This window comes from Francisella salina (genome assembly GCF_000219045.1).
Taxonomy (GTDB): domain Bacteria; phylum Pseudomonadota; class Gammaproteobacteria; order Francisellales; family Francisellaceae; genus Francisella; species Francisella salimarina.
In genome coordinates, this window is record NC_015696.1 from 680415 (window position 1) to 695510 (window position 15096).

Genomic DNA, 15096 nt, shown 5'->3' on the forward strand with positions numbered 1-15096 from the left:
TTGTTTAAACTTTATAGATGTTCAGTACAAAATCAAATTTAAGATATCAAATTTTTATTTATGTTTTGATATTTGCTTATTTCTTAGTTCTAAACTTATGCCAACCTCTGATGATGGATGATCTTTGGCGTTCAAATATAAATGCACTTTATAATGGAACAGTTTTTGCCCATTTAAAAAGCGATTATTTATATTGGACTGGTAGAGTTTCGGCACAATTACCAGTTTATATTCTTTTTAACAAAAGTTACACTTCTTTGATTTATGTTGTAGATATGCTAAATGCACTTGCATTAACAGTGTTGGTTGTTTACTTATATAAATTAATATTTAGAGATCAGGTAAGTATTTTATCTAGAAAGTTCGTTATATATGCTTGTTTATTTATGGGTTACTTCATAGAGAATACTTTTTTGGGTAATGCAATGTGGAAGACCATAGGCATTCAGTATCTTTGGGGTATTAGCTTGCTTGTATGGGGTTTTTATTTTCTTTTCGTAGAGAACAAGCACTCAAAAGTATTAAGTATTATTTTGGGTATTTTTCTTGGTTTATATAATGAAGCATTTTTCATGGTAATTTTTACCATTTGCTTTTACTATATAATTCATCAAATTGTCAAAAAAGATAAATTAAACCGTAATACTCTATATTTTTTGATACCATTTATTATTGCTGGAATTGTTATGATGGCAGCTCCTGGGAATTTTGCTAGAACTAATGGGATGCTTGAAGGACAATCTCTTTTAGGGTATATATTTCATAATTTACTTGATATAACTATGAAGTTTTTTTCAAAATTTGAACTTTCACTACCATTTATTCTTTCTATATTTATGGTTTTTGCTTTTGAAAAGGATATAAAAACCAAAATAATTACATCACTATGCTTAGTATCTGTGTCTTTAACAACATTTCTTATAATGTTTGGAATTGCCGTAAGAGTCGAAATGATATACATGCTTATATATTTCTATATTATATGTAAATACTTATTTCGCTCAGGTTTTTCATATTTATTTGATAAGTTATATTTACTGTTTGCAGTTGCTTTATTATTCTTTGCAGGAAAGTTTTTTTATGCATATCTTCAATTAGGGTATTATAATCATCTCAGAATGAGTGAAGTAAAGCACTATCAGCAGTTACATGAGAAAAATATATTTTTGCCATCTCTTCCTCTGATGAAAAATTCGGGAGTAATTTATTTTGAACTTATGCCTTATTCTGATGATCAGGAGTATATCAAAAGAGTAGGCTGGCATACTCAGTTATTTGCGGAGTACTATGGTTTTGATAGTGTTTTTGCAAAGTAGAGTAGTGTCAAGAACCATTAATTTAGATTTGTTATATTAATAGTATAGTTGTAGTGATAGTTGCGAATAGTTATTTTATTATTATCACTGTATTTTATTGTCAGAATTTTTTTGCCATCTTTAGAAGTTAAAATCCTTTCATTTGCTTTTTCTGATACGCTAATATTTGTATTAGCAAACATCTCTTTGACAATATTGATAGGTGCCTGGCTTATAATAAACTCTGTGAGGCTTTGTTTAACACCAATATTTTGGTTTGGCATTGGCAGGCTACTACTTTGGATATCTTTACCATTATAGTCAAGCTTAAATAAAGATCCACCCCAAGCTGATAATGCTACCATTATGATATGTTTTGAGTTGGCTTCAATAATCATATTTGTTGTTAGATTTTTTTGTTTGCCATCTTTATTATAATAAGTAGCAGAGACTATTTGCGATATTGTTTTATCAATACCTAGTTGTTGTGGTTGGGGTAGTGTTACAGTTGTATCTGGTGTTATAGCTACCTTTACATCGATTTGCTGTTTTGTTTGCAACAATGAGCAACCGCTTAAAAAGATAAGTATAAAAATAGTTGAAAGAATTTTACTTTTCATAACCTTGTACCTTAATTGCTATAGGAGCTAATAAAAATGCTACCGAAATACCTATTAGTACAGTTAGACCAAAATATTCAATAGCTGGAGTATTACTTAATGCTAAAAGCCCAAATGATAGTATAGTAGTAATAGCTGATAGTGCTAATGCTAGCATAGTACTACTGAATCTATTATGGCTCTCAGCTAAGAATAAAACATAATCCATACTTATTCCTAAAACAAGTATTATCGCAAGGATGCTAAATAATGTCAGAGGAATATTTAGTAATCCAAGAAATGCTATAGATATTAGACATGATAATAATGGTACTACAATATAAACTATAGACTTTCTAAAAGAATATCTAACAGTTAATCCCAAGCATAGCAAGACAAATACAATTGCCATTATGTAAGAAATCATATTGCGATAATGACCAAAAATATCACTTATCTGACTTACTTTATCAACAATATAAACATTATCGATAGAGCTAAGCAAACTTTGTAGTTTAGCAATATCAATATCTTTTGAAAGTGCTATTGCCACAGCTTTATAATCATTTGGTTGGTCTCCTAACCACAAAAATCTCATCTGTGCTGAAACAGGTTTGTCTAACCATGCAGATAGTTCCAGAGGCTTAAATTTTGTATTTTTAATTTCATCTATTACTTTTACTTGTTGAGCCTCTGAGAAACCTATTTGTTTAAGGTACTCTTGTGGATATTTGGTATTAATAAAGTTTTGTATAAGATTATAGTTTTGTTGCTGCTGCTCTAAGCCTGGTACATAGTCACTTATGCTAATTAATGGATTTTTAATATTAGCAAAGTTACTACGAATAATGCTTGTTACATGATTAGCTTTTGACAGAAGGGTATTATCATTTTTAGCTAATACGATAATATAGCTGAGACCTATATCACTGCCAATTATGTTTTTAAGCTGTTGTTCTTCATCCTTGAGCTCTTTAGGAGTTGATTGTAATATATGAATATCATCATTAGGTTTTATTTTATATATTCCCGCAATAATTATTATCACTAGAGCTAGTAAGATCAGAATAATTTTTTTTGTACTAATATTTTTCCACAGATTTACATATTTATCCGTAAGCCTTAATAGAGGAATACTCTTATGGCTTTTTGATTTGATATTGATAATATATGGGAAAAAGCATATCACTGTTAGGTATGACACAGCTAAGCCAACGATACCAAAAACGGCTAGTTGATGTAGTCCAGGAAAAGGTGCAATTGCTATGACTAAAAAAGCTATAACAACATTTAAAAGTCCTAATGTTATGCCTTTGAAAATACGATTTAGTCCTGTTTTTGGAGTCCAATTAGCATCAGCTAAAAGCTTTTCAGAATAGTAAAAGAAAGCATAGTCGACAGATATACCAATCAAACTTGCACCGAAAACTAACGTAAATAAGAAGACACTACCAAATATATAGTGTGTAACAACAAACGCAGCAATAAATCCACAAAGTATTGAAAATAGTGTAAAAAAAAGTGGAATAATTGATCTAAATGTTAGAATTATCAAAATCAAGACGCCTATCATAGAGCCAATACCAATAGTATTTATCTCATGATGAGCATCTTCGGCTCCAGCATTTGCATAAAAGAGCATTCCAGTTTTTAGAATATTAATGTCATTTGATTTAATCTGTTTGATAGCATTATTAATGCTTTTGATAATTTCAGTTTGAGTAGTTAATGAAAAGCTTTGTCCTTTAATTTCGGCTTTAATAAGAACATAATAAGTATTGTTTTTTTCGGCTACTAGAAAGCCATTTCTAAGCTTAAGGTTGGAGCTTGGTTTAGGTAAGTTTAAAAGAAAGTTTTGATATGTAAAGAAAGGATCATTATTAAGTAAGTTACGATTAACCACTCCTGTTGGGTTATATATATTTGCTAGAGCATTTTGGTATAGTCTTTCGTAGTTTTTATCAACTAATAGTTGTTGGTCTTTATCGTTAAGTAATTGTAGTCTGTATGGGAAATAAAATTTTGCCCAAGATAATTGCTGGTCTTGGTTTATTCCAGTATTTACCGTTGTGAAGTTATTACTTTGTTCTAGTAAATGGCTAAACTTTGCTGCAGCATTTGTAGCTTTAGTTTGATCTTTAGAACTTATTAAAAATACAACATCATTACTTATACGGTCAGAAAACTTATTTGATGCTGAGGTAAGTTCAGGCGAGGTCTCTTGGTTTGGTAACAAAGATAGAATGTTTGTATTTAAGTTTAGTCCTTTTGTAATGATGGCTATAAATAGGGTTATGCTACTTAGAACAATGACACTCCAAATAATAAGACGGATAAGATATTTATTAATCATAATATTTAGTTTGTTATAATATCAAAAAGTTTTATTTTGATTATATTATCTTGGGTATCAGCGACGTCAATATTTGTAATATATCTATTACCTTTTAGAGTTATCTCTTTTATAGCTTTATTAAGAGGGCTAGATTTCGGTGTGAGGGTGATAGTCCAGTTTTGAGTATTACCCTCAAAATTAATATTAAAAAATTCTGATATGGTTTTTGTATCACCTTTAAATACAGACATAAAAACACTTGTGAATGTGAACACTACAGGTTGGTCTTCGCGTGTTAGAACCGTAGGAGGATTATCCATAATAGTTTGTGTGAGCTTATTTTTAGACATTTGCATTGTGGTTTTGATCGGTTGTAGCTGTTGCCATAGCAGAGATCCATCAGTAGTTAGTTTAAATGTTCCTGAAGATTTTAAACTTGAGTTTAAACCTGCAATTTGTCGGATTTGTATAAATTTACCCGAGATATTAGTATCTTTGGTTAATTGCTTTTCAACTGCTTGGAAGTCTGAATTATTTGTAAGGTCTGAAGCATACAAAGGAGCCACAATAGTTAAAAAAATGCTAATTAAAGTAAATAGTTTCTTCATCTTCTAATAATCTCTTTTATTTTTTGTTGCCATTGGTGAGGTGTTACGAAACAAGTTTCTTTCTTGTTAATATCAACAGCAAGCTGTGTAGTATAACCTTGACATAACTTTATTTTAGTTAAGCTATCTAAGATAGTATAGTTTATTTTTAATCGGTTCTCGAACTCTATTAGATCACAATAAATATCAATATCTTGTCCAAATCTTGCAGATTTAATAAATTTGGCTTTTATATCAACTATAGGCCAAGCGAAGCCATCTTTCTTCATAGCTATATAATCATAGCCAATTTCTTTGAGCATACTGCATCTAGCCATTTCAAAGTACTTGATATAATTACCATGCCAAACAATTTCGAGCATATCAACATCAAAAAATGGGATAGTCATTTTGTAAACATGGGTAAATAAACTATCTTTAAGCATTTACTTATTCTCCTTGATGCCAAAAATCAAAAAAATTAAACCATTGTTTTGGATACTTTTTACAATATGATTCAAGCATTTTGGCATATTTTTGTACATATTTTTCTAAGTCTTGTTGTTTTGTTTTTCTATTTAAAATAATGCTATTTTGATCAAACTCTCTGAAAATAAAGTCAAAGTCATTACGATCTTTTTTTGGACATAGCATAAAGTATGTTGGGCATTTTAGAATGCTTGCTAATATAAATGCACCTTGTGGGAAAAATGCCATATCATCTAAAAATGATAATCTAAGATTTCTCTCTGGTTTAGTTACAGAAGTCCTATCTGCGGGTATAACGATAAATTCACCATTAGCAACACGCTCATATAACTCGATTGCTAGATCTGGAGTAACATCTTGTATACATATCATATTGATCGAGTATTTAGGATTAATCTTTGTCAAAAGTTTGTTAAATGTAGGAGCTTGCTTGCTAAATACTAGAGCATTTATCTTCATACTACTATCAAAGTCTGCTAGAGATCTTGCAACATCAAGATTACCAAGATGAGCCGTAAAAATAACACCACCTTTTTGTGATTTGATAGCTTGGTTCATGATTTTGCGATCTTGTAATGAGAAGTCTACATTATCTATAGTGATCTTATTACTCCAAACAGCTATTTTGTCTATAACCATCTCACCAAATGCTAAAAAATGTTTAAAGCTATAAAACCATAATTTTGAAGTTTTAATATTTTTATCGAGGTGTTTAATATATTTAAAAGAATAGTTACGTGCACTTTTGTACAATAAAAAATAATAGATCATAACTACTGACATGATTGAGTAGGTGAGTTTACGACCTAACAAACGAAATAAAATAAAAGTAGTTCTAAGCCCGAATAGACCACCGGCTTCTTTTATCTTAGTCCAATGTTTCACCTGATTTTTCTCCATAATAGTAATGGTAATCTAATAATCATACCAGTAACTAATTTTGTATGAGTCCAAGATATTCTGACGTTATCTCGAAACATTCTGAAATTGGAGTAACCATCTTGAGGGTAAATTACTTTGGTATTTATATAGACTATAGGAAGACCTAGCCAGTACATTCTCACGATTACATCTATATCGAAATCCATCTTCACTGAGAAAGTTTTTTTCTGCATAAGCTTTGTATAAGCCTCTAGTGGATATATACGAAAACCACACATTGATTCTTCGAGATCAAACGATAGAGTTTCTATTGCTACCCAAAAATTTGTAATTTTTCTACCATGAAGTCTACTTTTGGGAATACTATCATCATAGATAGGCATACCAGATATTAGTGCATGAGGGTTTTGCTGCATTGCTTGTATAAATTTAGGGATATCGGTCGAATCATGCTGACCATCAGCATCTATTTGAAGCATATGTGTATAACCCATTTTAAAAGCTAAATTGGCACCATAACTTACAGCAACACCTTTACCTTGATTTTTATCAAGTGATTCTGTCAAAACAATATTATTAAATTCACCAGCAACTTCTCTCATGATTTGTTTAGTGTTATCTTGGCTACCATCATTTATAAGTATGATAGGTAAGTCATATCTAGCAATATTCTTAATGGTGTTACGTAGTTGCTTTCCATGGTTATAGATTGGTACTACAATACATAAACTACAATCACTACTACTCATATTTTATTTTACCCTGAGATGCTACTTGATTATTGACAGAAATTTCAAAAGTAATTGTATTGTTGTTATTTGTGATTTTTATTTCTATATCATCATTAGGTAATATAACTTTTTTGAATTTTACTTGTGGAATATTACCAAAAGAGAGTTTATTAATATCGAATATCTGGCTTGCCAAGTTTATGACAAAATCAACTTGAGCAATACCCGGTAAAATGGCCTGCTCTTGAAAGTGACCTTTAAAAAAATCACACTCGTGGAGTACTTGCGCCGATACTAAAACACAGCAATCATCAATATTTTGTATATTATTTATCTTAAGATGTTTGTTCATAGTTTATTTCGCCATAAATTTTAAATAAAGTCTCCTTAATAAGCTTAAATCTTATCAAACTTATAAGCTCTAACCTATTTAATTATCATCTAATAATTCAACTAATAGTTCTAGAGTTCTTTTTCCTTGAGAGTTAGTCGGTATTTCAGTTACAAAGCGCCATTGTTTAGGTATAACTACATTTGAGTAATAGTTTAATAGATAGCTCTTTATTTGTTTAATTAAATTTTGTTTACCAAAATTTTGTAATAAGTCTTGTCCAGCTTGATTTAGACATATTATTGCTGCTATGTATTCACGATAGCTTTGACGTTTGATACATACACAATCTTGTATTAAGTCATAATCAATTAATATATTTTGCATTTGTGATATTGATAAACGATTACCAGCAATTTTGACAATCTTATCGACTCTACCTTTTAGTTCAAATTTATCGTTGTATAATGCAACGATATCTGCCATTAGTTGTTTTTCTTGCTTAAAAAAAGGAGATCTAACAACTAGTTGATCAGACTTTGTAGTAATACAAACATTATCAAAAGGCTTCCATAGTTTATCAATTAACTGTTGTCTATACGCAATAATTCCAGTTTCACTACTGCCATAAGCTTCAAGAATAGGGATGTTGTAACTATTTCGAAATTTAGTCGCGATATCGGCACTTAATGCACTAGCTGATGAAATGAGCAAAGAGTTAGTGATAGGACTACTGATACTACCATCAAGGTGAGAAATAATTACAGGTGTTGTTATCAAAATATTATTATCTTGAAGTAGCTTTTTGTGGATAAGTTCGGGTACAAATAGCCTTTCTGTGTGAATGATTTTTTGGTATAGCAGTGGCCATACTATAGCCCAGCTAAAGCCATACAGGTGCTGATGTGATACTGTTGTAAGCACATTGATATTCTTAAGATTAAAGCTTTGTATGACACTGTTGATCGCGAAAGACTCTTGTTCAAGATTGTCTATGGCTTTGCTATAGCTTTTATATTCACCAGTAGATCCAGATGTGAAAAATATAGTTTCACAATCTTTTAATGTATATTCATTGATGATTTTTGCTGATAAATCAAGATCATTATCAGTTATTAAAGAGTCGTAATATTTTGCAAGCTTGGCAATTGTGCCAGGTTTGTCATTTGGTATCATTATAGTAGTTTTACCTAAAAACTGACATGCTATCCATGTGCAACAAAATAAGTACATATCATCAACTGATAATGCAACTTTGCAACTATTGCTTAGAATGATATCAAGATGATTAGCTAAAGTTTTTATATCATTTAAAAACTCTTTTGCGATAATATTATTTGAATCTTTGATAAATATGATTTCAGAAGGGTTTTGTGCATAAAACTCTAGTATTGATTTAAGCGTGCTTTTCAAAATATCTCCTAACAACAATTCTAATTATAATCTCACTCAGCATCATTAATCCTATAAGGATATAACTGATAAAACCGTTATAAAGTGTCCAAAATTGTATCGAACCTAATATAACAGTATATGTTGAAATACTGGCATTTATAGCAAAAAACACACACCAAGCTAATGTTACATACCATGTGTATTTTATTGCATAGTCAGGTAGAGGCTCTTTGCTCATACGAATTGCAAGTTTGGAAATCAAACTTTTGTCTTGGAATAATGAATAACAAAAAACACAGAAGAGGCTAATACTTACAAAGACAGGGTATAGTAGCATAACGGTGATATTATCTACAATGATGGCTATACCTGCAAGAAGTATCCCTACAATAGTAATAAGTTTCCAAGTGATGCTAGGATCTTTTTTTAAAATTAGTAATCTTAGTATAAATATTAAGACGACAATTAAGCCAAGATACTTTATCGAGAGTGAATTTAGGCCAATATAGACTATAAATGGATATAGTATAATAATTATCAATATAAAGAATTTAAGTAGAGATTTCATTAAGTGTGTATTTAGTCTTGTGCTAGAGCTGCAATTATAGTATCAACAACATCCCCAACAGTACGAACAGATTTAAATTCCTCGGGTTTAAACTTGCGACCTGTGAAGTTTTGCAGTTGTACTACTAAATCAACAGCATCAATACTATCTAAATCAAGATCTTCGTATAGTGTTGAATCTAGAGTGACATCATCCTTATCTATTTCAAAAAGATTATTAAGAATATCCTGTAATTGTGCGAAAATTTGTTCTTTAGAAAAGCTCATCAGTATATCCTTAAGATTTATTTTCTTCTACAAATTTAGCCAAAGATGCCACTGATTCAAAGTGTTTTTTGACATCTTCATCAGCAACTTCAAGACTTATATTATAGCGTTTTTTTAACGCAACCCCTATCTCTAAAGCGTCTATTGAATCTAGTCCTAAACCCTCTCCAAAAAGTGCTTCATCAGCATCTATTTCATCAGCTGTAATATCTTCAAGATTTAAGACCTCGATGATCATTTCTTTTATTTCTTGTTGCATGTTTTAAAGTACCTATTTTATAAAAAATCTAATTTAGTAGAGAGGTTATACTGTAAAAATTTAGTTAGCCTACGAGCAGCTAGAGATGGTATCCCATCTGCCTCATCAATAAAATCTTGAGGACTGACCTTGTCTCCTACAACTACTCTAAACAATGGCGTTGTTTCGGCAATGTTATACCATTTGGTATTTTTTGTCAAAGTAACGGGAGAGCATGAAATATGTATCATTCTTATAGGAGCATTTGTTCTAATTGCTAGTTGTGCAGCACCTCGTTTTAGTTTTGGTAATTGGTTAGGGCTAGTTCTAGTACCTTCTGGGAACATTAACAAATTTCTACCTTCTGCAAATATTTCATTTAAGCGTGAGAATGTTTGGTCAGGATTGATATTTGGGATATATCCAGCTGTTTCTATTACATGCTTATAATATGGGTTTTCCCATAAACTTTGTTTGACAATATTATCGCAAAGCTTGAGTCTAGACACTATTGCAACATAGTCGATTAAAGTAGGGTGATTAGCTATAAAAATACAACCTCTATCTTGATATAGTTTTTCAATACCTTCAAATTCAAATCGAATAATTCTAAAATGATGAATAATTCCAATAAAAATCTTAAAACCAATGTTTATAGTGTGTTGAGCATGTACTGTGCGAGCACTTTTATCTTTTATAAATATTCTAACTAGAGGGAAGTATATATAGCCTAATATAGCTCCAAAAAAGCTAAATAAAAAGAAACATGTTCCTGTAGCAATTCTGCGATAAAACCTATTTAAGTATTTATACATAATTACATCTTCTCTATAGATATACTCTTCAAAAATAATGGATTAAGTTCATTACAAGCATACCAGTTTGCGAAAATAATTGCAGATGGGAGTCGATTAAATTTTTGTAATAATGTTTTGTTGTTATTAATCTCTAATTTTAAGCCCATACTTGACTGTGATAGTGGTTCTCTTGATATGACAAAACTAATTCCATAAGCAAAATTATCTGAGATATTAAGTTCATCGAAGATTTCCGGCACATTATCATCATAACAAGTAAACAAAACATTATCATAGTCTTGTAACTGTGTGATAGCGTCAATTAAACCCATTTCAAAAGTATCAGAACTAGCAGCTATTGAATTAAAAGGTATTTTTAGTTTTTGTTGGATTGATAGAAGTCCAGAAGGAGCATTATGCACAGATTGAGAAAATGCGTTTGGTGAAAGGATTTCTTGATTAGAAATATCTTTGAATATAGATAGTGTATTCGCTAGTTCACCATGTTGAGATGCAAATACTACGGCATCTATTTTATATTTATGGAGTTGAGGTATGGATACTGAAAGAGCGATTTTGCTAGATTTACTACATCTTCTTCTCATCCCTGCAGCTATGAGGCTAGTATCAATGTTGATGTCCTGTTTTATCATTTCAAGGTATGATATATCTTTAAAATCAGAGATATCATTCTTTCCTTGAGCTATGGCTAGAACTGAATCTATATAAAACTTCATTAAGTATCTTTTAAGTTATTTTGATTAAAATCTATCATATTGAAGTAAAAAAATGTATCTCTATAAGCTTTTTAAGTATTAAATACAGTTAATATACACTTAATTGTATTTAAACTAATCGTAATTGTATTTATACTTATAGGAAGTTATTCAAAATTATACAGAATATGAGTGGCAATGAAATTTATCTGAATTCACTAGGTATAATCAATTGTTTAGGTGATTCTAAACAAGCTGTTTTGCAATCATTGCTTAGTAATCAAACTGGCTTGGTAACTGATAAGAATCTATTGTCGGGTCGCAAGACAATGGTAGGGCAAGTAAATGATAATATACTTCCAGAAATTCCTCACCGATTAAAAGAATTTGATTGTCGTAATAACCAAATGGCTCTTCATGCCTGTATGCAAATAAATCATGATATAAGTCGAGTTATAGATAAATATGGAGCTGATAGAGTGGCTGTGGTTTGCGGTACTAGTACATCAGGTATAGATAATGGTGAACGAGCTTTAACTAAAAAGTTTATATCAGGTCAATTCCCCAAAGAATTTAGCTACAAGCAAGAAGAAACCGCAGGTCTTAGTGAATTTTTGAGGGAGTATTATAATCTTGAGAATATTGCTTATACTATATCAACAGCTTGTTCATCAAGTGGTAAAGCATTTGCCTCAGCTGCTAGATTATTAAAACAGAATTTGTGTGATGCAGTTATTGTTGTCGGTTGCGATACTCTTTGTGAATTAACATTAAATGGCTTTGATTGTTTAGATGCGATATCTCAAAACTTATGTTTACCCTTTCATAATCAAAGAGACGGTATAAATATCGGTGAAGGCGCTGCAGCATTTATTATGTCTAGAGATTGCTCAGAAATAGTACTTTTAGGTGTTGGGGAATCATCAGATGGTTATCATATTACAGCTCCAGATCCTAGTGGTGAAGGTGCTAAATTAGCTATGATACAGGCATTGAGCTCTGCAAGTCTAGCTCCTGATGATATCGGTTATTTAAATTTGCATGGTACAGCAACCATACTAAATGATAATATGGAAAGTAATGCAGTAAGGGATATATTCAAAGCACCTGTTGCGTGTAGCTCTACTAAATCTTTGACAGGCCACACACTAGGTGCAGCGGCAGCTACAGAGGTAGGGATGTGTTGGCTATTATTATCAGATAATTACAATCCTAACAAAAAACTACCAATGCAATACGATTCAGATAAGGATATTATTTCTGATATTGGTATAATAACTAGTGATATTCGATACCACAAGCCAAATTTCATGAGTAACTCGTTTGCTTTTGGCGGTAATAACGTAAGTGTAATTATAGGAAAGAAATAGATGCATAATATTGGCGATTTGATACCGCATGAACCACCTATGAGACTCGTTGATGAGTTTATCGCTTTTGAAGACAATACAGTGCATTGTAGAACTATTGTGACTGATGGCAATATATTTTTCGATAAGCAATTAGATGGTATACCACACTGGGTAGCGGTTGAAATCATGGCTCAAACGGCTGCTTCCTATGGTAGAGTTAGTAAGTTTGCTACATCTGACGCTAGTACCAATGAACCTCCAGTAGCATTTTTACTCAGTGTGAGAGGTTACAAGACAGATGTTAAAAGATATAAAACTGGTAGTGTTTTAGATATATTTGCTGAATGTATTATTCTTGATAAAGGGACAGGGGTATTTAGTTGCAAAGTAGTATTGGATCAACAAGAAGTTGCATCACTTACGATCAATGCCTATCAGCCACAAAGTTTTGAAGATGTAAAAAAAGTTATTAGTAGAGAAATATAAAATATGAAAAGAATATTAGTCACAGGTGCGAGTAAAGGAATCGGTAGGGCTATAGCGCTGAAACTTGCGGCTGAAAATAGGCATATAACTATACACTATAATACAGACAAAGTTGGTGCTGAAAACGTTCGTGATAGTATTATTGATAAGGGTTTTCAAGCGGATATTATAAGTTTTGATATCTCTAATAATCAGCAGACAGAACAAGCTATTGGCGAGTATATCGAAAATCATGGTGCATTTTATGGAGTGATTAATAATGCCGGTCTTTGTAGGGATACTGCATTTCCAGCAATGACAAAAGATGATTGGTCAAGAGTTATAGATACTAATTTGGATGGTTTTTATAATGTTTTAAAGCCTAGTATTATGCCAATGATACAGCTTAGAAAAGGTGGCAGGATTATTACTATGGCTTCTGTATCTGGTATCGTAGGTAATAGAGGGCAGGTCAACTATAGTGCTGCAAAAGCTGGTATTATTGGAGCTACAAAAGCTTTGGCTGTAGAGTTAGCAAAAAGAAAAATTACAGTTAATTGCATAGCACCAGGTTTGATAGATACAGAAATGACTGATGATATTGAGCATTATGATGAGATTATTAAGCACATACCAATGAAAAGGGCAGGTAGTGTGGATGAGGTAGCAAGCTTAGCAGAGTATCTAATGTCGGATGCTGCAGCTTATATAACAAGACAAGTAATTTCTATTAATGGAGGACTTGCTTAATGCATAGAGTTGTTGTTACTGGTATGTCAGGCGTTACAGCTCTTGGTAGTGATGCTGATACTATTTTTGAGTCACTATTAGCTGGAAAAGTTGCAACTAAGAGAATGCCTTGGGATGATATTCAAGGTCTTAACACTAAACTTGCTGCTCCTGTAACAGATTTTAAAATGCCAAATTATCCTCGTAAAAAAATACGTGGTATGGGTATGGTGTCAAAGTTAGCAACCGTAGCAACCTCGCAAGCATTAGCGGATGCTGGTTTACTTGATAAGACAGATATATTAACTAGTGGTAGAACAGGTGTTGCTTATGGATCATGCTCTGGCAGTCCACAACCATTAGCTGATCTTTTGATGATTCTTACTGACAAAAAAATTGGCAATGTTAATGCAACAACTTATATCAAAGGTATGAGTCATACTTGTGCAGTTAATGTAGCTTTGTTTTTTGGGTTGACTGGTAGATTGATTCCGACATCTAGTGCATGTACCTCAAGTAGTCAAGCTATAGGATATGCTTATGAAGTTATTAAATATGGTATGCAGGATGTGATGGTTGCTGGTGGCGCAGAAGAGCTTTGTGTAAGTCAGGTTGCAATATTTGACACATTATTCGCGACAAGTCAGATGAATGATACGCCAAGTCTTGCACCTAAACCTTTTGATCGAGATAGAGATGGCTTAGTTATAGGAGAGGGAAGTGCTACTTTGATATTAGAGTCATTAGAGCATGCTCAACAGCGTGGAGCAAAAATTTATGCGGAGGTTGTAGGTTATGGCACAAATTGTGATGCTGAGCACGTTACACAACCAACAGCCGAAAAAATGCAGATTGCTCTTAAACTTGCTTTAGAAGATGCACAGATAACACCAGATATGATTGGCTATGTTAATGCTCATGGTACATCAACAGAGGTTGGAGATATAGCTGAGAGTATTGCTACGCGTGAAGTTTTTGGTAGGGATATTAGCATCAGTTCATTAAAGGGCTATTTTGGTCATACGTTAGGTGCTAGTGGCTCGCTTGAAGCATGGCTAACTATAGAGATGATGAATAGAGGTGTATTTATCCCAAATGTGAATTTACAAAATGTAGATCCAAGGTGTGATAGCTTAGACTATCTTGTAGATAAACAAAATATAGAGACTGAGTATGTGATGACTAATAACTTTGCTTTTGGTGGGGTTAATACATCTTTGATTTTCAAAAAATTTTAGAATAAAGATTATACTTTAGTCACAAAATTGATATGATATTAAAAATGAATTTAACACATTTTTTTAGACTTATAGGAAGTAGA

18 protein-coding genes are annotated in these 15096 nt (G+C 31.9%); 5 read left to right on the forward strand and 13 right to left on the reverse strand.

The features are described 5' to 3' along the window. Nucleotides 1-17: 17 nt before the first annotated feature. Nucleotides 18-1316, forward strand: coding sequence for a DUF6056 family protein (locus tag F7308_RS03365; RefSeq protein ID WP_041263630.1), 1299 nt, complete (start codon nucleotides 18-20; stop codon nucleotides 1314-1316). A gap of 17 nt (nucleotides 1317-1333) precedes the next feature. Here the strand turns inward: F7308_RS03365 and F7308_RS03370 are convergent, their stop codons facing one another. From F7308_RS03370 to F7308_RS03430, 13 genes are all read right to left on the reverse strand, one after another. After that, nucleotides 1334-1915, reverse strand: a complete 582-nt coding sequence (locus tag F7308_RS03370; RefSeq protein WP_013922443.1) for a DUF3261 domain-containing protein — start codon at nucleotides 1913-1915, stop codon at nucleotides 1334-1336. After that, complete coding sequence (locus F7308_RS03375) at nucleotides 1905-4247, reverse strand: MMPL family transporter (protein WP_013922444.1); 2343 nt, start codon at nucleotides 4245-4247, stop codon at nucleotides 1905-1907. The genes F7308_RS03370 and F7308_RS03375 overlap by 11 nt, the downstream gene beginning before the upstream one ends. A 5-nt stretch (nucleotides 4248-4252) precedes the next feature. Then, nucleotides 4253-4837 carry a LolA family protein gene (locus tag F7308_RS03380; RefSeq protein ID WP_013922445.1) on the reverse strand — a complete coding sequence of 195 codons (585 nt, stop codon included), beginning with the start codon at nucleotides 4835-4837 and terminating at the stop codon, nucleotides 4253-4255. Beyond that, a complete protein-coding gene (locus tag F7308_RS03385; RefSeq protein WP_013922446.1) occupies nucleotides 4834-5262 on the reverse strand; it encodes an acyl-CoA thioesterase in 429 nt (142 codons plus the stop codon). The genes F7308_RS03380 and F7308_RS03385 overlap by 4 nt, the downstream gene beginning before the upstream one ends. 4 nt (nucleotides 5263-5266) lie before the next feature. Continuing rightward, nucleotides 5267-6190, reverse strand: a complete 924-nt coding sequence (locus F7308_RS03390; RefSeq protein WP_232215356.1) for an LpxL/LpxP family acyltransferase — start codon at nucleotides 6188-6190, stop codon at nucleotides 5267-5269. Beyond that, the gene (locus tag F7308_RS03395; RefSeq protein ID WP_013922448.1) at nucleotides 6187-6936 is read right to left on the reverse strand and encodes a glycosyltransferase family 2 protein; all 750 of its coding nucleotides are present in this window, start codon (nucleotides 6934-6936) and stop codon (nucleotides 6187-6189) included. The genes F7308_RS03390 and F7308_RS03395 overlap by 4 nt, the downstream gene beginning before the upstream one ends. Further along, the gene (locus tag F7308_RS03400) at nucleotides 6929-7270 is read right to left on the reverse strand and encodes an ApeI family dehydratase (protein ID WP_013922449.1); all 342 of its coding nucleotides are present in this window, start codon (nucleotides 7268-7270) and stop codon (nucleotides 6929-6931) included. The genes F7308_RS03395 and F7308_RS03400 overlap by 8 nt, the downstream gene beginning before the upstream one ends. A 78-nt stretch (nucleotides 7271-7348) precedes the next feature. Next, nucleotides 7349-8662 carry an AMP-binding protein gene (locus F7308_RS03405; RefSeq protein WP_013922450.1) on the reverse strand — a complete coding sequence of 438 codons (1314 nt, stop codon included), beginning with the start codon at nucleotides 8660-8662 and terminating at the stop codon, nucleotides 7349-7351. Continuing rightward, nucleotides 8646-9212 carry a COG4648 family protein gene (locus F7308_RS03410; protein ID WP_013922451.1) on the reverse strand — a complete coding sequence of 189 codons (567 nt, stop codon included), beginning with the start codon at nucleotides 9210-9212 and terminating at the stop codon, nucleotides 8646-8648. Before F7308_RS03410 ends, F7308_RS03405 begins: the two co-directional genes overlap by 17 nt. 11 nt (nucleotides 9213-9223) lie before the next feature. Then, nucleotides 9224-9478: an acyl carrier protein gene (locus F7308_RS03415; protein WP_012280472.1), complete on the reverse strand. Its 255-nt coding sequence runs from the start codon at nucleotides 9476-9478 to the stop codon at nucleotides 9224-9226. A gap of 10 nt (nucleotides 9479-9488) precedes the next feature. Then, a complete protein-coding gene (locus F7308_RS03420) occupies nucleotides 9489-9737 on the reverse strand; it encodes a phosphopantetheine-binding protein (protein ID WP_013922452.1) in 249 nt (82 codons plus the stop codon). Nucleotides 9738-9754: 17 nt separating this feature from the next. Beyond that, on the reverse strand, nucleotides 9755-10531 hold the full coding sequence (locus F7308_RS03425) for a lysophospholipid acyltransferase family protein (protein WP_013922453.1): 777 nt from the start codon (nucleotides 10529-10531) through the stop codon (nucleotides 9755-9757). Between the two features lie 2 nt (nucleotides 10532-10533). Then, nucleotides 10534-11250 carry a beta-ketoacyl synthase chain length factor gene (locus tag F7308_RS03430; RefSeq protein ID WP_013922454.1) on the reverse strand — a complete coding sequence of 239 codons (717 nt, stop codon included), beginning with the start codon at nucleotides 11248-11250 and terminating at the stop codon, nucleotides 10534-10536. A 167-nt stretch (nucleotides 11251-11417) separates the two neighbouring features. Between F7308_RS03430 and F7308_RS03435 the strand changes: the two genes are divergently transcribed. Genes F7308_RS03435 through F7308_RS03450 form a run of 4 tightly spaced genes read left to right on the forward strand, consistent with a single transcriptional unit; the run spans nucleotide 11418 to nucleotide 15013 of the window. Beyond that, entirely contained in the window at nucleotides 11418-12599 is a 1182-nt protein-coding gene (locus F7308_RS03435) for a beta-ketoacyl-ACP synthase (protein ID WP_041263633.1), read from the forward strand. Beyond that, nucleotides 12600-13067 carry an ApeP family dehydratase gene (locus F7308_RS03440; RefSeq protein WP_013922456.1) on the forward strand — a complete coding sequence of 156 codons (468 nt, stop codon included), beginning with the start codon at nucleotides 12600-12602 and terminating at the stop codon, nucleotides 13065-13067. 3 nt (nucleotides 13068-13070) lie between these two features. After that, nucleotides 13071-13796 (forward strand): 3-oxoacyl-ACP reductase FabG, encoded by a 726-nt coding sequence (fabG, locus tag F7308_RS03445; protein ID WP_013922457.1) that lies wholly within the window; start codon nucleotides 13071-13073, stop codon nucleotides 13794-13796. Beyond that, nucleotides 13796-15013: a beta-ketoacyl-ACP synthase gene (locus F7308_RS03450; RefSeq protein WP_013922458.1), complete on the forward strand. Its 1218-nt coding sequence runs from the start codon at nucleotides 13796-13798 to the stop codon at nucleotides 15011-15013. Before fabG ends, F7308_RS03450 begins: the two co-directional genes overlap by 1 nt. Nucleotides 15014-15096: the final 83 nt, after the last annotated feature.